This window comes from Ramlibacter sp. WS9 (assembly GCF_003797765.1).
Classification (GTDB): Bacteria; Pseudomonadota; Gammaproteobacteria; order Burkholderiales; family Burkholderiaceae_C; genus Ramlibacter.
Window position 1 is genome coordinate 12401 of record NZ_RKMB01000044.1, and the last position, 17086, is coordinate 29486.

Below are 17086 nucleotides of genomic sequence, written 5' to 3' on the forward strand. Positions count from 1 at the left end.
CATGATCCTGCTGGACCGCTCGGCCTTCACCGGCCAGTCGCTGGTGGGCGTGCTCACCGACATCGACGACACGCTGACCACCGAAGGCGCGATCACGGCCGACGCACTAGATGCGCTCGGGGCGCTGCATGAAGCGGGCGTCCACGTCATTCCCATCACCGGACGGCCGGTCGGCTGGAGCGAGCCGTTCGCCCTGCGCTGGCCGGTCGACGCGATCGTGCCGGAGAACGGCGCCGTCGCGCTGGTGCGGCAGGGCCAGGCGCTGCGCAAGCTCTACCAGCAAGACGAGGCGCTGCGCGCCGCCAACTTCGTCCGCATGCAGCAGGTGGCGCGGCGCATCGTGCGCGAAGTGCCGGGCGCCGTGCTGGCGCAAGACAGCGCTGGTCGCGAAACGGACATCGCGGTCGACCACAGCGAATTCGTCCACCTGCCGCCCGAGCGCATCGCGCAAGTCGTGCGGATGATGCAGGACGAAGGCATGAACGCCACCGTCAGCTCCATCCACATCAACGGCTGGTATGGGGACCACAACAAGCTCGCCGGAGCGCGCTGGATCGTGCGGGAGCTGTTCGGCCGCGATCTCGATTCGGAGATCGATCGCTGGGTCTACGTGGGCGATTCGACCAACGACGTGCTGATGTTCGAGCACTTCCCCCACAGCGTGGGTGTAGCGAACATCCGGCGGTTCGAAGCGGAGCTCACCCACCCGCCGCGCTACGTCACGCCGAGCGAGCGGGGCACCGGTTTTGCCGAGGTGGCGCGCGCCATCCTCTCAGCGCGGACCTGATCACGAGCCCTTGGCGAGCCCCAGCTTCTCGACCAGCGCCTTCTCCTTCACAAACGTCTCCTCTGCGAACTTGGCATAGCCGGCCGAGCTCATGTACATCGGCAGCATGTCGTAGCGGGCCAGGGCCTGCACGTAGCTCGGATCTTCCATCGCTTTCTTGAAGCCGTCATGCAGGCGCTTCACCACCGCCGGCGGTGTGCCGCGCGGCGCGCCGATGCCGAACGGCGAGTTCTGCACGATGTCGATGCCCAGTTCCTTGAGCGTCGGCGCATCGGGAAATTTGGCCAGGCGCTTCTCGCCCCAGGTGTTGAGCACGCGCAGCTTGCCCGCCTCCACCAGCGGCGCGAAGCCGGTCGAATCGGACGCCGCCATGACGTGGCCACCCACGATGGCCTGCGCCAGGTCCGCACTGCCCTTGTAGGGCACGTGCTGCAGCTGGATGCCCAGCTTCTGCGCGATCAGCTCGGTGGTGAGGTGAGGGCTCGTCAGCGTGCCGGTGGAGCCGTACGTGAGGCGCCCGGGGTTCGCTTTGGCCCAACCCACGAAGTGCGTCCAGGTCTTGAGCGGCGAGTCGGTGGGCACCACCATGCCGAATGCGTAGCCGGTGACGTTGATGACGTAGGTGATGTCCTTGACCGGGTCCCAGTTGATCTTGGTGGTGTAGGGCAGGCGGAACACGCCCAGCGGGATCTGCGCCAGCGTGTAGCCGTCGGCGGCCGTCGTCTGCAGCTGCTGTGCGGGCAGCGTGCCGCCCGCGCCGGGCTTGTTCTCGATAATCACCGTTTGCCCGAGCGCCTTCGATGCGTTGTCGGCGAGCGAGCGCATCGTGATGTCGGTCGGCCCACCGGCCGGGAACGCGATGATGAGCTTGATCGGCTTGGCCGGGAACGTCTGAGCGAAAGCGTTGAACGAAGGCGCCGCGATGCTGGCGGCGGCAAGTTGCACGAGTTGTCGGCGGCGCATGGAAACTCCTGTATGGCGATACCGCCATTGGGCCCGGGGTGGCGCCGCGCATCAATCCGTGCTGACCCTGCGCGCGGTCCTAGAATGTCGCAAAAGCGACCGCATGGCAGCCATCGACCTTCCGACTTCACCCATCGAACGGCCGCGCCTGTCCGACACCATCTACGGGCAGCTGCTCGACGAGATCATGGCTGGGCGCTTCTCCGCGGGTGACAGGCTGCCCACGGAGAACCAACTTGCCCAGCGCTTCTCGGTCTCGCGGCCGGTCGTGCGCGAAGCACTGCAGCGGCTGCAAACCGACGGTGTTGTCATCGCCCGCCAGGGTTCAGGCACGTATGTGCAACGCAGCCCGTCACAGCGCGTGGCCGAGCTCACGACCAAGGTCAGCCTGCACGAGGTGCTGCAGGTGATGGAACTGCGCATGGCGCTGGAAGAGCTCGCCGCGCGACTGGCCGCGCGCAATCGCACCGACGAGCAGCTGCGCGCGATCATGCAGGCGCGCCAGCAGCTGTCTGATGTGTTCGGCCAGGGCGCGCGGGCAAAGGAAGCCGATTACGGATTTCATCGCGCGATCGCCGTGGCTTCGGGCAACGGCTTGCTGGTGCAGGCGCTGGACCAGCTGTCGGACCGCGTGCAGGGCGGCATGAACGTCACGCTCTCGCTGACGCGGGAAGCCTCGGAGCAGCGGCGCGAGCGCGTGCTGGACGAGCACGACCGCATCGTCAACGCGATCCGGGTCGGCGATGCCGAAAGTGCCTCGATCGCCATGCGCTATCACCTCGACCAGGCGCGCAATCGCCTGCTGGACCGCGATCTGGACCGCTGACAGCCTGAGGATATTTGTTTACAACTTTCCCGGTTATTGGTAAGGTTGTCAAACGAATTATCTTCCAGGAACGTCGCTCCCTTGAAAACCTCGCCCGTCACGCCCGCCGATCTGCGCGGCTCCGTCCTTGCCGTTCCGCCCATGCCGCGCCATGCCGACGGCAGCATCAACCCCGAAGGCAACCGCCTGCTGCTGGCTCACTTGCGCGCCGGCAAGGTCACCACCTTCATGTACGGCGGCAACGCCAATTTCTACAACCTGGGCGTGGCCGAACTCGGCCGCGTGCTGGACGCGCTCACGCCGCTGCTGGCCGCGAACGACTGGCTGATCCCGTCCGTCGGTGCCGACTTCGGCAAGGCCGCGGAGCAGGTCGCGCTCTTGCGCGAGCGCGCGTTCCCCACGGCCATGGTTTTGCCGCTGCGATTCCCCGCCAACCCGGTGGGCGTGGCGCGGGGGCTGGGCAAGCTGGCGGAGCGCTATGGCCGCGCGGTGATCGCCTACGTCAAGGACGAGGGCTACATCGACAACGCCGACCTCGCCGCGCTGGTGAAGGAAGGCTCGGTCTGCGCCGTCAAGTACGCCATCGTCCGGCCGGACCCGCGCCAAGATGCCGTGCTGGCCGACCTGGTCGAGCGCATGAGCCCCGACCTGATCATCAGCGGCATCGGCGAGCGCCCGGTGATCGACCATTTCCGCACGTTCGGCCTGCGCGCCTTCACTTCCGGCTCCACCTGCGTGGCGCCGGCGCTGTCCAACAAGATCCGCGAAGCCCTGCACGCAGGCGACGACGCGACGGCAAAAGCCACGCGCGAGTTGTTCATGCCGCTGGAAGATGCGCGCGACGCCACCTCGCCGATCCGCATCCTGCACGCCGCAGTGGACCTGGCCGGCATCGCGCCGACCGGCCCCATCGGCGAGTTCCTCTCGGTCATCGACGACGAGAAGATCCAGGACAAGCTGCGTGCGGTCGCGATGGACCTGCTCGCCCGCAACGACGCCGCCGTGCCCCGCACCCGCGCTGCCGCCACCGCGTCATGAGCCGGCCTCGTGTCCTGCAAGCGGGCCCGGCGATGCGGGCGCTGGAAGCTGCGCTGGCCGCACAGTTCGACTGCCATTCGCTTGCCAAGCAGAGCGACCCGAAGCGCTTCCTCGCCGAACAGGGAAGCACCTTCGAAGCGCTGGTCACGTCAGGCAAGAGCGGTGCCGACGGCGCGTTGATGGATGCGCTGCCCGCGCTGAAAGCGATCACGCATTTCGGCGTCGGCTACGACACGGTCGACGTGACCGCGGCCGCGCAGCGCGGCATCCCCGTCAGCAATACGCCCGATGTGCTGAACGACTGCGTGGCCGATGTGGCGATGGGCCTGCTGATCGACGCGGCACGCGGACTCAGCGCGTCGGATCGATTCGTCCGCAGAGGCAACTGGCTGAAAGGCCCCTTCCCGCTTGCGACCCGCGTCAGCGGCAAGAAGCTGGGCATCGCCGGCCTGGGTCGCATCGGGCAAGCCATCGCGAAGCGCGCGCAGGGCTTCGACATGGCCATCCGCTATCACTCGCGCCGCCCGGTGGCCGGCATCTCTTTCCAGCACGAACCGTCGCTGGCGGCCCTGGCCGACTGGTGCGACTTCCTGGTCGTGATCGTGTCGGGCGGCGCGGCGACGAAGCACCTGGTGTCCGCGGACGTGATCCGCGCGCTGGGGCCTAAGGGCTACCTGATCAACGTGTCGCGCGGCAGCGTGGTCGATGAGGCCGCGTTGGTCGATGCCCTCGTGAACAAGCGCATCGCCGGTGCCGGACTCGACGTGTTCGAGGACGAGCCGAACGTGCCGCAGGCGTTGATGGGACTGGACAATGTCGTGCTGCTACCGCATTTGGCCAGCGGTACGCACGAGACCCGGCAGGCAATGGCCGATCTCGTCATGGCCAACCTGCATTCGATCTTCGACACCGGCAAGTTGCTGACACCGGTGCCCGCGCCCGCCTGAGCCATTCCAAATTCAAGGAGACAAGTCAATGAAGTCCGAACGCAACGTCTTTTTTATTGTCACGGCGCTGATGCTGCTGCTGGCCCAGTTGCTGCTCGTGCCGGTGCACGCCCAGGGTGCCTGGCCCAACGGCCAACCGATCAAGGTCATCGTGCCGTTCCCGGCCGGCGGCGCATCCGACCAGATCGGCCGCATCATGGCCAAGGCCATCGGCGACGAGCTCAAGGTGCCCGTCGTGGTCGAGAACCGCTCGGGCGCCAACGGCGGTGTGGGCGCTGCGGTCGTGGCGAAGGCCGCGCCCGACGGCTACACGCTGCTGGTCGGCAGCATCGGCGTCTATGCGATCAACGCCGCGCTCTACAGCAAACTGCCTTATGACCCGTTGAAGGACTTCGCCCCGATCTCGGTGCTGGTGTCCACGCCCAACGTTCTTGTGGTGCCGGCGACGTCGCGCTTCAACACGGCGCGCGAGCTCATGGCGTACATGAAGCAGAATCCCGGCAAGCTCTCCTATGCCTCATCCGGCGCCGGTTCGTCCGATCACTTGACGGCCGAACTGTTCAAGAAAGCGGTGGGCGGCTTCGCGGTGCATATCCCCTACCGCGGCGGCGCTCCCGCCATGCAGGACATCATCGCCGGCCAGGCCGACTTCATGTTCAGCAACCTCGGCCCCGCCATGCCGTTCATCAAGGGCGGGAAGATGAAGGCGCTGATGCTCACAGCCTCCAAGCCGGCGACGCTGCTGCCCGACGTTCCGATCGCGTCCTCAGTGGGCACCAACGTCGAGGTGACCAGCTGGCAAGCAGTCGCCGCACCCGCCGGCACGCCGCCCGCCATCGTGCAGCGGCTGCACCAGATCGCGGTGAAGGCCATGGCGGCGCCGGACGTGAAAGAGCGCATGGCGAGTCAAGCCTTCGACATCGTCGCCAACTCGCCGCAGGAATTCAGCGACTTCCTGAAGAAGGAAGTGGCGCGGTGGAAGGTGGCGGTGAAGGAATCGGGTGCCGGTCTGGATTGATGTCGGCTGTCATTCCCGGACAGGATCCGGGATCCATGCCTCGTCAGCCCGCCCGCTGCTGGAATCCTTCCAGCACGTTGACCGCATTCACACCGATCTCCGCGACTGCGTAGCCGCCTTCGAACACGAAGGCGGTTGGCAGGCCGGCCGCCGCCAGGTCCTCCCCTACGCGAAAGTAATCCGGGCTCTGCAAGCCGAACCCCGCGACCGGATCGCCGGCGAACGTGTCGACACCCAGTGACACGACCAGCGCCTGCGCCTTGAAGGCGGCGATGGCTTGCAGTGCTTTCGCCAGCGCCTCGCGCCACAACGCAAAGCTCGCGCCCCGCGGCAACGGCAGGTTGAGGTTGAACCCCAGTCCCGCGCCTTCACCACGCTCGTCGGCGTAACCCAGGTAGTACGGATATTCGGTGTGCGGATCGCCATGGACGCTGGCGAAGAACACGTCGGCCCGGTCGTAGAAGATCGCCTGCGTGCCGTTGCCGTGATGGAAATCGATGTCGAGGATGGCGACCCGTTCCATGCCCGCATCGCGCAGGGCCTGCGCGGCAATGGCGGCGTTGTTGAGGAAGCAGTAGCCACCGAAGAAGTCGGCGCCCGCGTGATGGCCGGGCGGGCGGGTGAGCGCAAACGAGGCTCGTTGCCCCTGGGTGATCGCGCTCGCCGCGCCCAAGGCGCAATGCGCCCCGGCGCGCGCCGCCGTCCACGTGCCCGAGGTCAATGGGCTGCCCGCGTCGTAAGAGAACAATCCCATACGCGCCGGAAAACTCGCCGGCAACACGTCCGAGCGGAAGGTGCGGATCGGCCAGTACGACGGGATCGCGTCGCGCTGCGCGTTCGACGGATCCAGCGCCACCCACTCGTCCCACGCGCCGGTGAGAAAGTCGACGTAGCGCTGCGAATGCACTCGCGTGATGGCCTCGTCGCCGGACGACGGCGGGGTCTCGATCACGCCCAGCTTGCGCGCCTTGACTTCGTTCAGCACATGGTCGAGCCGCGCCGGGATTTCGAAGCACGGCACGAGTTCGCCGCGGAACATCTCCATCTTGCCGTGATGAAGCGCGTGCTGGTCGTTGAAGAAGGTGATCATGGAACGCAACGCTCGAATGAGACGATGTCGCTAGGTCAATGAAGGATGCAGCCCTTCTTCGCTAGACTGGACGAAAGCGCGTCGCCTTCGATATCTTGGTTTCGAGCGCAGCAAGAATAAGTGACAGTTCTACCCTTGCCTCTGCCTGCAAGCCCAGGCAGATCGCCATCCCCTCCGCGTCAGTGCTCAAGCGAGAGGCAAGACTCAATCTGAAATTGTTTGATGCCGCCTTCGCCATCCCGTAGGCATGCAGATGAACTGAATCCCCAATCGCAGCTGGCTTCCGGAGATGATCGAACTTGAACTGCCCGGTCATGTAAGACAGGAGATGATCCTGAATGACCAAGACCAGCTTCTTGTTAATGTGTTCAAACGTCTGCGCCTTGTGGTGCATTTGCACAAGAATCGTCTTTGCCGTCATCTTCCAGTTCATGCCGAAGGTAGTGCTTGCGTTCTCCGCCTTGTCGCGCCGTGGAACCCCGACCTCCTTGAGAAATCGCTGTCTTTCCGGCCAAACAGTTCCTGTTGTGTCCAGAGTTTGGAGTTCCACTCCGACAAAGTCTTTCACTTTGCCGTCTCTTGCGGAAACGAGAAAGAAGTCGACGCTTCCTCCCGGGATGGCAACTTCAGAAACGACGTGAAGCTCATTCCCGGGCTCGTGCGTCGTCAGGAGATGGAGACAGTCGGTGAAGATTTGACCTCCCTCCGTCAACCGAGTCGGGCAGATCACGATGGGTTCCGCCTTGGCCCCATACGCAACCGTACAGGTGCCGATCGATGTTCCGGGATCAGACTTTCTTACCTTGTAGCACTTCTTCTTGAGATATATGCATTGCTGGCTGGCAACCAACTGCTTCCAGTCTGCTTGCTGTTTCGCCGTTGATTTTCCGAAGAGCTCAAGAACTTTGCTCATAGGAGTGAATGGCACCGCTTTTGGGTGATTTCAAGGTATTGACGCGAGATATCAATGCCGACGGATTGATGACCAAGGTTTCGCGCGGCAACCAGTGTAGTGCCGGTCCCACAGAACGGATCAAGCGCGATTCCTCCTGGTGGGCACGTGGCCAGTATTGGAATGCGGCATAGGTCAATCGGATACGCCGCAAAATGAGACTCCCTGGCTTGCGTGTCTTCTGGAACTATGTCCCAAACATCACCTGGCTTACTTCCATTTGGATGGTATTTCAGAAAGTAAAAACCCTTATCCCTCAGTTCCTTTGCGCGGCCCGAGACCTTCTCGCTATCTGAGTGCGTGGATCGCTGCTGCCCACGAATGATCATGCGGAAATCCGAAGCTTTTCCTGCAGCAACATCGGCGAGCATGGCGTCAAGTGCAAGAGAAGCGGCACGACGCTCTTCGCCACTCAGCGCCGTCGAAAGCTCCAACTGCCGCTTGTAGCGCACCCCAGTTACACCGGTAGCGGAAACAATTGCACCATTGACCACCTTAGCCTCCCGCGGCCGTGACCGAATGGCATCGGCGTCGTAGTAATAGCCCTTTTGATTCTTGACAAAGTGAAAAAGGTGCTCATGAACATTCGCAAGACGATCCTTGCTATTGTCCATCCCCCCTTTCAGTTTGTTCCAGATCACGCTATTTCGCAGCGTCCAACCCTGTACATCCGTGAGTTCAAAAGCAATCCGCCATGGGATGCCAAGAAGGCCCTTGTCCTGATATGTATCGCCTAAGTTCAACCAGAACGAGCCTGTGGATTTCAAGACTCGCTTCAGCTCCAGACAGATTTCGGCAAGATCCCTAACGAAATAGCGATAGTCAGGCTCCAGACCAATGCCGCCGCTCTCGTACTCGCGCTTCCCCCAATAGGGTGGCGAAGTCATCGCGAAGTCAACTGAGTCAGTTGGAAGAGCCTTGAGCACGGTCAGTGCATCACCGTTCAGAAGGAGAGGCGTGGTCGAACCGCTTTGTCGGTACTCGTCAAAAGCCCCTTTGTGCTCCGCCGCTACGATCGAACCACCGAACCGCCCGCTCGCCCGCTCCAAGCCATCGGCGACAGGCGTCGAGTGTTGCAACTCAGCAAGTTGATCTGCGTTCATTCGATTATTGTGACAGGGTGTCCGGTGGATTTCCGGCACGTATTTGGATCGGGCCATTTCATTTAAGCTCTCGCCAACACCGACGCCAGCGCCACACCCGTATGCGTGCCCTTCGCCACCACCTGCTCAGGCGTGGCCGCGGCCACGACCTTGCCGCCGGCGTTCCCACCCTCCGGCCCCAGGTCGATCACCCAATCGGCTTCGGCGATCACATCCAGGTCATGCTCGATCACGATCACGCTGTGGCCGCCATCCACCAGCCGGTGCAGCACGCGCACCAGCTTCTCCACGTCGGCCATGTGCAGACCCACCGTCGGTTCGTCCAGCACATACAGCGTGTGGGGCGCCTTCTGGCCGCGCCGCGTGATGTCGTCTCGCACCTTCGAGAGCTCCGTCACCAGCTTGATGCGCTGCGCTTCTCCGCCCGACAGTGTCGGCGACGGCTGGCCCAGCGTGAGGTAGCCCAGCCCCACGTCTTTCAGCAACTGCAGCGGATGGCCGATGTTGGGCATGGCCGAGAAGAAGTCGACCGCCTCGTCCACTTCCATCTGCAGCACGTCGCCGATGCTCTTGCCGCGCCAGGTGACGGCCAGCGTCTCCGGGTTGAAGCGCGCGCCGCGGCAGGACTCGCACGGCACCTTCACGTCCGGCAGGAAGCTCATCGCGATGGTGCGCACGCCCTGGCCTTCGCAGGTCGGACAGCGGCCCTCGCCGGTGTTGAACGAGAAGCGGCCCGGCCCGTAGCCGCGCGCCCGCGCTTCCAGCGTGTCGGCGAAGAGCTTGCGGATCGTGTCCCAGAAACCGATGTAGGTCGCGGGGCAGGAGCGCGGCGTCTTGCCGATCGGCGTCTGGTCGACTTCCAGCACGCGGTCGACGACCTGGTAGCCGTCCAGGTCCTTGCAGCCCGTCCACTTGGGGTGCTTGCCCCGGTCGTCCGCATCGCGCCCGGCCTTGGTGTAGCGCTGCTGCACGGCGGCCTGCACGTTGTGCAACAGTACGTCGCGCGCAAGAGTCGACTTGCCGGAGCCGGACACGCCTGTGACAGCGACCAGCCGGTAAAGCGGAATGTCGACATCGATGTCGCGCAGGTTGTGCAGATCGGCGCCGCGCAGGTGCAGACGCGGAGTGCCCTCACCCCTGCTCTCTCCCAAGGGGAGAGGGAGCAACTTCGCCTTCTTCACGTCGCGCCGCGCCTTCACCGGATGCTTCATCGCGTGGAGCAGGTAGCGGCCCGTGACCGATTCCTCGACCGCCGAGATGTCGGCTGCCGACCCTTGCGCGACGACGCGGCCACCGCGCTTGCCGGCTGACGGGCCGATGTCGATGATGTGGTCGGCCCGTCGAATCGTGTCTTCGTCGTGCTCCACCACCACCAGCGTGTTGCCCTTGTCGCCGAGCTTGTGCAAGGCGTTGAGCAGGATCTGGTTGTCGCGTGCGTGCAAGCCGATGGTCGGCTCGTCCAGCACGTAGCAGACGCCCTGCAGGTTGGAGCCGAGCTGCGCGGCCAGGCGAATGCGCTGGGCTTCCCCGCCGGAGAGCGTCGGTGCGCCGCGGTCCAGCGTAAGGTAGCCCAGGCCCACTTCTTCCAGGAATTCCAGGCGGCTCTTGATCTCGGGAATCAAGTCGCGTGCAATGCCTTCTTCGCGCACGCTCATCACGCCCTGGACCTGCAGACTCTCGATCCAGCGGCGCACATCGACCACCGACAATGCCGCGATCTCGGCGATGCCGGTCTTGTCGAACTTCACGTTGCGCGCCTGCAGATTGAGCCGCGCACCGTGGCAGGCCGGGCAAGCCTCGTCGGCCACGTCTTCCACTTCGGGCTCGGCAAAGGTCTGCTCCCGGCCTTTGTTGTCGGCGTCCTGCACCGTGTCGTCGAACGCCTTGCGCTGCTCGCGCGTGAGCTTGACGCCGGTGCCCACGCATTCCGGGCACCAGCCGTGCTTGCTGTTGTACGAGAACAGGCGCGGGTCCAGTTCCGGGTAGCTGGTGCTGCACACCGGGCAGGCGCGCCGCACGGAGAACACTTCCAACTTGCCGATGTGGTGGTGCGTCGCCAGGCCCGACAGCATCGCGCCCTTCAGGCCGTCCAACGGCCCGAGCACGTGCAGCACGCCCTTGCCGTGCTCCAGCGCCACGATGATCTTCTCGCGCAGCAGGTTTTCGTTTTCGGGCGTGATGTCCAGGTCGCACACCGGCAGCTCGATGGTGTGTTCCTTGAAACGGTCGATGCGCGGAAATCCTGTGGTCGGCAGGAAGTTGCCGTCCACGCGAAGGTGCGTGTAACCGCGCGGCCGCGCCCAGTCGGCCAGCTCGGTGTAGACGCCCTTGCGGCTGATCACCAGCGGCGCCAGCAGGCCAATGTGCATGCCGCGATAGCGCTTCATGATCTGCGCGGCAATGCTGTCGGGCGACTGCGGCTTCACTTCCGCACCCTCGTTGATGCAGTGCTGCACGCCGAGCTTGACGTACAGCAGCCGCAGGAAGTGCCACACCTCGGTGGTGGTGCCGACGGTGGACTTGCGCCCGCCCCGTGACAACCGCTGCTCGATCGCCACGGTGGGCGGGATGCCGTACACGGCGTCGACCTCGGGTCGGCCCGCCGGCTGCACGATGCTGCGCGCGTAGGCGTTGAGCGATTCGAGGTACCTGCGCTGCCCTTCGTTGAACAGGATGTCGAACGCCAGCGTCGATTTGCCCGAGCCCGACACACCGGTCACCACGCTGAACTTGTTGTGCGGGATGTCGACGCTCAGGCTCTTGAGGTTGTGCTCCTTGGCGTTGACGATCTGAATGGCGTTGGGCCGGGCGGCGCGCATGTCCTCGCCCTTCTTCACGCTGAGAGCATACGTAGCGGCCCGCTCTTCCAGCGTGTGCGAACCGAGGCCCAGCGTGCTGTCGTATTCGCGCAGCGCCTTTGCGGTGTGGGAGCTTGCGTGCAGCTTCACTTCCTCGGGCGTGCCCTCCGCGACGATCAGGCCGCCGGCGTCGCCGCCCTCGGGGCCCAGGTCGATCAACCAGTCGGCAGCGCGAATCACGTCCAGGTTGTGCTCGATCACGATCAGCGAGTTGCCGCCTTCAAGCAGCTTGCGCAGCGCGCGCATCAGCTTGGCGATGTCGTCGAAATGAAGGCCGGTCGTCGGCTCGTCGAACATGAACAGCGTGCCGCGCGTGGCGGTGGCCTGGCGGCTCGACGTGGCGCTCTTCGCCGCTTGGGCGAGAAAGCCCGCGAGCTTGAGGCGCTGCGACTCGCCGCCGGAGAGCGTGGGCACGGGCTGGCCGAGCTTCACGTATTCCAGACCGACGTCGACGATGGGCTGCAGCGCGCGGATCACGTCGCGGTCGTTGACGAAAAGCGCGGCGGCTTCGCTCACGGTGAGATCCAGCACGTCCGCCACGTTCATCGTGCGGAAAGAATTGGAATCTGACCCCGATTTTCTTTCGATGGTGACTTCCAGGATTTCGGGGCGGTAGCGCTTGCCGTCGCAGTCGGGGCAGCGCAGGTACACGTCGGAGAGGAATTGCATCTCGACGTGCTCGAAGCCGGAGCCGCCGCAGGTGGGGCAGCGGCCATCGCCGCTGTTGAAACTGAACTTGGTGGACGTGTAGCCGCGCTGCTTGGCCAGCGGCGAGACCGCGAAGATCTCGCGGACGGCGTCCCAGGCGCCGACATAACTCACCGGGTTCGATCGCGCCGTCTTGCCGATGGGCGACTGGTCGACGAAGACGACATCGCTCAGGTGATCGGCGCCGAGCAACCGGTCATGCAGGCCCGGCGTTTCGGTGGCTTTGCCGAAGTGGCGCGTCAATGCAGGTGCCAGCACGTCCTGGATCAGGCTGGACTTGCCGGAGCCGGAGACGCCCGTCACGCAGACCAGCCGCTGCAACGGAAATTCGACGCTGAGGTTTTGCAGGTTGTGCTCGCGAGCGCCTTCGAGGATGAGGCGCGGCGTCGCGTCGGTCACGGCGCGCTTGAAGCCCATGCCCACATGCTTGCGCGCGCCCAGGTAAGCGCCGGTCAGCGTGTCGGCGTGGCGCAGGTCTTCCGTTGTGCCGTCGAACACGATTTGCCCGCCGCGCTCGCCGGGACCGGGACCCATGTCGAGAATGCGGTCGGCCGCGACCATCACCGCCGGGTCATGCTCCACCACCACCAGGGTGTTGCCGGCGTCGCGCAAGCGCTTCATCGCCTCGGTGATCCGGTTCATGTCGCGTGGGTGCAGGCCGATGCTGGGCTCGTCGAGCACGAACAGCGTATTCACCAGCGACGTTCCCAGCGCGGTGGTGAGGTTGATGCGCTGCACCTCGCCGCCGGACAGCGTGCGGCTTTGCCGGTCGAGCGTGAGATAGCCTATGCCGACGTCGACGAGATATTTCAGCCGCGTGGTGATTTCTTCGAAAAGGAGCTTGAGCGCCTGCTGCTCACCTGACTTGGCCCCATCCCCCTCTGGGGGAAGGTTGGGATGGGGGCTGCCGTGGACGGGAGAAATCCTGTCGAAGAACCTCCGCAGCCTGTCGATCGGCATCAACATCAAATCGTGCAGGCACAGCCCCGGCAATGCCTCCAGCTGCTCGCGCGTCCATTCCACACCCACCGGCATGAAGCGCCTGGACGGCTCCAGCACCGCGTCGGCGTCATCCTTATTGCCGATGCGCCACAACAAGCTCTCCGTCTTCAGGCGTGCGCCACCGCAGACGTGGCACGGCGTGTAGCTGCGGTACTTCGACAAGAGCACGCGGATGTGCATCTTGTACGACTTGGTTTCCAGGTACTCGAAGAAGCGCTTGATGCCGTACCACTGCTTGTTCCAGTTGCCGTCCTTGTAGCTGGGCGTGCCGCCGATGACCCACTGCTGCTGGTCGGGCGTGAGCTTGTACCAGGGCGTGTCGCGCGGGATGCCCGCGGTCTCGGCGTGGCGCATCAGGTCGTCCTGGCATTCGGACCACGCGGGCGTCTGGATCGTCTTGATCGCGCCCGCGCGCAACGTGAGCTTGTCGTTGGGGATGACGAGACCGTAGTCGACACCGATCACGCGCCCGAAGCCGCGGCAGGTTTCGCAGGCGCCCACCGCCGAATTGAACGAGAACATCGACGGGATCGGGTCGCTGTAGCGCAAGTCGCTGTCGGGGCAGTGCAGGCCGGTGGAGAACTTCCAGGCCTCGAAATTGGAATCTGACCCCAATTGGCTCAATTGGCTGTAGACGGTCATCCGCCCCGCCCCGCGCTTCAACGCGACTTCGATCGCCTCCAACGCGCGGGCCTTTTCGGTAGCGTGCAGCCGGAACCGGTCGGCCACCACATCGAGGACTTTGCGCGGGCCGGTCGTCGTGGCGACTTCGCGTTCGGAATGCACGCGGGTGAACCCGCTGGCAGACAACCACTGCTCTACTTCCTCAGGCGACGTTCCACCGGGCAGTTCGACCGGAAAAGTGACCACAAGGCGCGGGTCGCCGTCTGAAGTGCGCGCCATCAACTCCGCGTAGATCGTCTCGGGGCTGTCGTGCCGCACCCGCAGCGCGGTCTTCCTGTCGAACAGCTCGCCGGCGCGCGCGACCAGCAGCTTCAGGTGGTCGTTCAGCTCCGTCATCGTCCCCACGGTGGAGCGCGACGAGCGCACCGGGTTCGTCTGGTCGATGGCGATGGCGGGCGGCACGCCTTCCACGCGGTCCACCGCGGGTTTGTCCATGCGGTCCAGGAACTGGCGGGCATAGGCCGAGAAGGTCTCGACATAGCGCCGCTGCCCTTCCGCGTACAGCGTGTCGAACACCAGGCTCGATTTACCGGAGCCGCTCGGCCCGGTCACCACCGTCAGCTCGCCGGTCTTCAGGTCGAGATCGAGGTTCTTGAGGTTGTGCTGCCTGGCGCCGCGGATGCGGATCAGTCCCTGGGTCATACGGAAGGTCTTTATTGAAGTGGGCCGAACATTCTAGGGACCGACCGCTGTCAGTTCCTGTCATGTGGGTATCCACAACTAAAGCGTGTACTCCATGGCCGCGAAACCAGGCGGCATGGGCCGGTCCGACGCGCGGAGCGTGAAGCCCATGTGCCGGTAGAACGAGACCGCGTTGGGCGACGCGTTCAGCCACACGGCACCCCTGTTGCTGCGCCCGTGGCAGGCGGCGATGGCCGATTCCAGCAACATGCGGCCGATGCCCTGGCCCTGCATGGACGGCTCGACGAACAGGCTGCACAGGTTCCAGAAGTTCTTCACCAGCACCACACCGACGATGCGGCCTCCGGCCACGCACTTGAGGTGTACGCATTGCGCCGGGTTCTGCAGCCACCAGTCGACGTTGGCGGCAGTGTTCTGGGCCATCTCGGCCGCGAGCGGCTCTTCGTGGATCACGCCCGCGAGCACGCGAGCCATCAAAGCCTTGATTTCTTCGGCGTCACCGGATTCGGCGGGCCGCTTGAACTCAGCGAACGACAGGCTCATTCGCGCGCTGCACTGTGAACTCGATGGTCCAGCCCCGCCCGGCGGGCGCGATTGCCAGGCGCTGCACCATGAACCCGGGCGTCGTCAGCGCGCCCGGCACCCCTGGCAGGTACCAAGCCCCTTCTTTCTGGACTGCGAGAAGCGAGAAGTTGCCCATGTGATCGCGGCCGTAGATCTTGAGTCCGTCCAACTGCGCAGTTGTGCCGTTGTTGAAGCGATCACCAGCGCCGACGACAAGCCAAGGGCGAGCGAGATAGGTGAGCTCGACTCCGACTGCCAGGTGGATGGTGTCCTCTGCCGGGGAAAGCGTTTGGGTGGAGAAATTCGTCGGTAGCTTCCTTCGGCCGCGTTCGGGCAAGGCGTCCACGGTCCAGGTCGCCTGGCCCGAAGGGCCCGTCTTTGTTCTCATGCCTGCCTCGGGTCGCTGCCAGCCTTGGCCCTGAGCCAGAACCAACCGGACAGGCGCGCCGGCGATGGCTTCGCCCGCCGAGTCGACGACCTTGAAGCGGACCTCAATCGTCGATGACTCTTGTGCGGCCACCGCCGCGGGTACCGTGAGCAGGATACCCGTCAGGTGTCGAAGGAGCCAGGAACGAGTCATTGATGGGTCGACGATCTTGATCGCGGACGACTTGAACAACAGACCAGGAAGAGATTGGGATTCAAAACACCAGCCAAGCTATTTCATCGGAAATGATCAGCGTTGCACTTGCTGATTGAATCTACGCTGCAATTCAGACCGGCTCGGCGTGAAACTTCACACCAAGCGCCCGCACGACTTTCAAAATCGTGGCAAAGCTCGGATTTCCATTCTCCCCGAGCGCCTTGTACAAACTCTCCCGACTCAAGCCCGCGTCGCGAGCAACTTGAGTCATGCCTTTCGCTCGCGCAATGTCTCCCAGCGCGCGAGAAATTCCGGCCGCGTCATCGGGAGCTTCCTCAAGCCATGCGTCCAGGTAGGCCGCCATTTCCTCGGGCGTGCGCAGCTGCTCAGACACGTCATACGGAACCGTCTTCGTCCGATGGGTGGCGCCGCTCTTCGACTTCGATGCTGCTTTGACCATACAACTACTCCTATAGTCCCTTCGCCAAGGCAAGGGCGGTCTTGATGTCGCGATCCTGCGACGACTTGTCGCCTCTGGCCAAGAGAACGATGAGCACACCAGCACGCTCCGTGTAGTACACCCGATATCCGGGACCGAAGTCGATCTTCAGCTCCGCCACGCCGTCAGGGAGCATCCGGTGGTCACCAGGGTTGCCGTGCGCCAGGCGATCGACTCGAACCTGGATTCTGGCTCGGCCGAGACGATCTCTGAGTGAGTCGATCCAATCCCGGTAGACCTCGGTCATCACCACGTGCATAGGCGCAGTGTATCCCATGGGATACGGCTAGGTCAAGCGCAAACCAAGCACCGATCTTGCGGTCGAACGTTGGAGTTGACCGGCACGCAGCGGCATTGCGCCGCAGGGCGTACGCTCACCAGCGCGCCTTGCGGCGCAGTACCGCTGCGCGTCCGTGTCGAACGACAGGTTAGGCCCCACCGCACACACGGCCCCCACGTGGCGAGGTTGCACATGGCGCATATGCTCGGACAGGTGCGCGGGCGCCAGCGCAATTGCTGGACTTTCGACCGGGCTCACGGTTGAGGCAACTGCCACAACAACGGGTAGTTGACGATCGGGCGTTCGAACTCCACGCCAAGGGCGATGAAGTCCTTGGCCAGAGTGGCCATCTCGGGCAAAGATCCCATGCCTTGGGCGTGTTCCAAGGTATCCCAGACACTCACATTCACCATGGTTGTTGGCGCCGGCCGAAAACTGACCCACCTTTGAGGGATCTGCCGCTTCAAAACTGACCCGGGTGTTCAACCTACCCTGCTGCTTTATTAGGCAGGGGACAAAGGAGTGATCACCATGGCCATGAT

Annotated in this window: 15 protein-coding genes; 5 read left to right on the plus strand and 10 right to left on the minus strand. The window is 64.2% G+C overall.

All coding sequences use genetic code 11. From position 1 onward, the window contains the following. Position 1: 1 nt before the first annotated feature. Positions 2-787, plus strand: a complete 786-nt coding sequence (locus tag EEB15_RS31265; protein ID WP_141513902.1) for an HAD family hydrolase — start codon at positions 2-4, stop codon at positions 785-787. On the opposite strand, the gene EEB15_RS31270 is transcribed toward EEB15_RS31265, so the two are convergent. Further along, positions 788-1750, minus strand: coding sequence for a tripartite tricarboxylate transporter substrate binding protein (locus tag EEB15_RS31270; RefSeq protein ID WP_141513903.1), 963 nt, complete (start codon positions 1748-1750; stop codon positions 788-790). It abuts the gene before it with no gap. Positions 1751-1853: 103 nt separating this feature from the next. Between EEB15_RS31270 and EEB15_RS31275 the strand changes: the two genes are divergently transcribed. The 4 genes from EEB15_RS31275 (at position 1854) to EEB15_RS31290 (ending at position 5579) form a co-directional block, all read left to right on the plus strand. Beyond that, positions 1854-2576 carry a FadR/GntR family transcriptional regulator gene (locus EEB15_RS31275; protein ID WP_158290291.1) on the plus strand — a complete coding sequence of 241 codons (723 nt, stop codon included), beginning with the start codon at positions 1854-1856 and terminating at the stop codon, positions 2574-2576. A gap of 81 nt (positions 2577-2657) precedes the next feature. Further along, a complete protein-coding gene (locus EEB15_RS31280) occupies positions 2658-3614 on the plus strand; it encodes a dihydrodipicolinate synthase family protein (RefSeq protein ID WP_141513905.1) in 957 nt (318 codons plus the stop codon). After that, complete coding sequence (locus EEB15_RS31285) at positions 3611-4561, plus strand: 2-hydroxyacid dehydrogenase (protein WP_141513906.1); 951 nt, start codon at positions 3611-3613, stop codon at positions 4559-4561. The genes EEB15_RS31280 and EEB15_RS31285 overlap by 4 nt, the downstream gene beginning before the upstream one ends. 28 nt (positions 4562-4589) lie before the next feature. Next, the gene (locus EEB15_RS31290; protein ID WP_141513907.1) at positions 4590-5579 is read left to right on the plus strand and encodes a tripartite tricarboxylate transporter substrate binding protein; all 990 of its coding nucleotides are present in this window, start codon (positions 4590-4592) and stop codon (positions 5577-5579) included. 43 nt (positions 5580-5622) lie between these two features. Here EEB15_RS31290 and EEB15_RS31295 read toward each other — a convergent pair whose 3' ends face one another. The 9 genes from EEB15_RS31295 to EEB15_RS33885 all read right to left on the minus strand — a co-directional run bounded on the left by EEB15_RS31295 (position 5623) and on the right by EEB15_RS33885 (position 16948). After that, on the minus strand, positions 5623-6669 hold the full coding sequence (locus EEB15_RS31295) for a histone deacetylase family protein (protein WP_141513908.1): 1047 nt from the start codon (positions 6667-6669) through the stop codon (positions 5623-5625). Positions 6670-6730: 61 nt separating this feature from the next. Beyond that, entirely contained in the window at positions 6731-7582 is an 852-nt protein-coding gene (locus tag EEB15_RS31300; RefSeq protein WP_141513909.1) for a NotI family restriction endonuclease, read from the minus strand. Continuing rightward, positions 7579-8724: a site-specific DNA-methyltransferase gene (locus tag EEB15_RS31305; protein ID WP_141513910.1), complete on the minus strand. Its 1146-nt coding sequence runs from the start codon at positions 8722-8724 to the stop codon at positions 7579-7581. Before EEB15_RS31305 ends, EEB15_RS31300 begins: the two co-directional genes overlap by 4 nt. A 62-nt stretch (positions 8725-8786) precedes the next feature. Further along, complete coding sequence (gene uvrA / locus EEB15_RS31310; protein ID WP_141513911.1) at positions 8787-14618, minus strand: excinuclease ABC subunit UvrA; 5832 nt, start codon at positions 14616-14618, stop codon at positions 8787-8789. 78 nt (positions 14619-14696) lie between these two features. Continuing rightward, positions 14697-15161 carry a GNAT family N-acetyltransferase gene (locus tag EEB15_RS31315; RefSeq protein WP_141513912.1) on the minus strand — a complete coding sequence of 155 codons (465 nt, stop codon included), beginning with the start codon at positions 15159-15161 and terminating at the stop codon, positions 14697-14699. Further along, on the minus strand, positions 15142-15762 hold the full coding sequence (locus tag EEB15_RS31320) for a hypothetical protein (protein ID WP_141513913.1): 621 nt from the start codon (positions 15760-15762) through the stop codon (positions 15142-15144). Before EEB15_RS31320 ends, EEB15_RS31315 begins: the two co-directional genes overlap by 20 nt. A gap of 133 nt (positions 15763-15895) precedes the next feature. Next, positions 15896-16225 carry an addiction module antidote protein gene (locus EEB15_RS31325; RefSeq protein ID WP_141513914.1) on the minus strand — a complete coding sequence of 110 codons (330 nt, stop codon included), beginning with the start codon at positions 16223-16225 and terminating at the stop codon, positions 15896-15898. A 10-nt stretch (positions 16226-16235) separates the two neighbouring features. Beyond that, entirely contained in the window at positions 16236-16511 is a 276-nt protein-coding gene (locus tag EEB15_RS31330; RefSeq protein WP_233259702.1) for a type II toxin-antitoxin system RelE/ParE family toxin, read from the minus strand. Positions 16512-16798: 287 nt separating this feature from the next. Next, positions 16799-16948 carry a hypothetical protein gene (locus EEB15_RS33885; protein WP_158290292.1) on the minus strand — a complete coding sequence of 50 codons (150 nt, stop codon included), beginning with the start codon at positions 16946-16948 and terminating at the stop codon, positions 16799-16801. Between the last annotated feature and the right edge of the window lie 138 nt (positions 16949-17086).

Coding starts and splice junctions, on each gene's coding strand:
- EEB15_RS31265 (WP_141513902.1), top strand. CDS start 2: ATGATCCTGCTGGACCGCTCGGCCTTCACCGGCCAGTCGCTGGTGGGC.
- EEB15_RS31270 (WP_141513903.1), bottom strand. CDS start 1,750: ATGCGCCGCCGACAACTCGTGCAACTTGCCGCCGCCAGCATCGCGGCG.
- EEB15_RS31275 (WP_158290291.1), top strand. CDS start 1,854: ATGGCAGCCATCGACCTTCCGACTTCACCCATCGAACGGCCGCGCCTG.
- EEB15_RS31285 (WP_141513906.1), top strand. CDS start 3,611: ATGAGCCGGCCTCGTGTCCTGCAAGCGGGCCCGGCGATGCGGGCGCTG.
- EEB15_RS31290 (WP_141513907.1), top strand. CDS start 4,590: ATGAAGTCCGAACGCAACGTCTTTTTTATTGTCACGGCGCTGATGCTG.
- EEB15_RS31295 (WP_141513908.1), bottom strand. CDS start 6,669: ATGATCACCTTCTTCAACGACCAGCACGCGCTTCATCACGGCAAGATG.
- EEB15_RS31300 (WP_141513909.1), bottom strand. CDS start 7,582: ATGAGCAAAGTTCTTGAGCTCTTCGGAAAATCAACGGCGAAACAGCAA.
- EEB15_RS31305 (WP_141513910.1), bottom strand. CDS start 8,724: ATGAACGCAGATCAACTTGCTGAGTTGCAACACTCGACGCCTGTCGCC.
- uvrA (WP_141513911.1), bottom strand. CDS start 14,618: ATGACCCAGGGACTGATCCGCATCCGCGGCGCCAGGCAGCACAACCTC.
- EEB15_RS31315 (WP_141513912.1), bottom strand. CDS start 15,161: ATGAGCCTGTCGTTCGCTGAGTTCAAGCGGCCCGCCGAATCCGGTGAC.
- EEB15_RS31320 (WP_141513913.1), bottom strand. CDS start 15,762: ATGACTCGTTCCTGGCTCCTTCGACACCTGACGGGTATCCTGCTCACG.
- EEB15_RS31325 (WP_141513914.1), bottom strand. CDS start 16,225: ATGGTCAAAGCAGCATCGAAGTCGAAGAGCGGCGCCACCCATCGGACG.
- EEB15_RS31330 (WP_233259702.1), bottom strand. CDS start 16,511: ATGACCGAGGTCTACCGGGATTGGATCGACTCACTCAGAGATCGTCTC.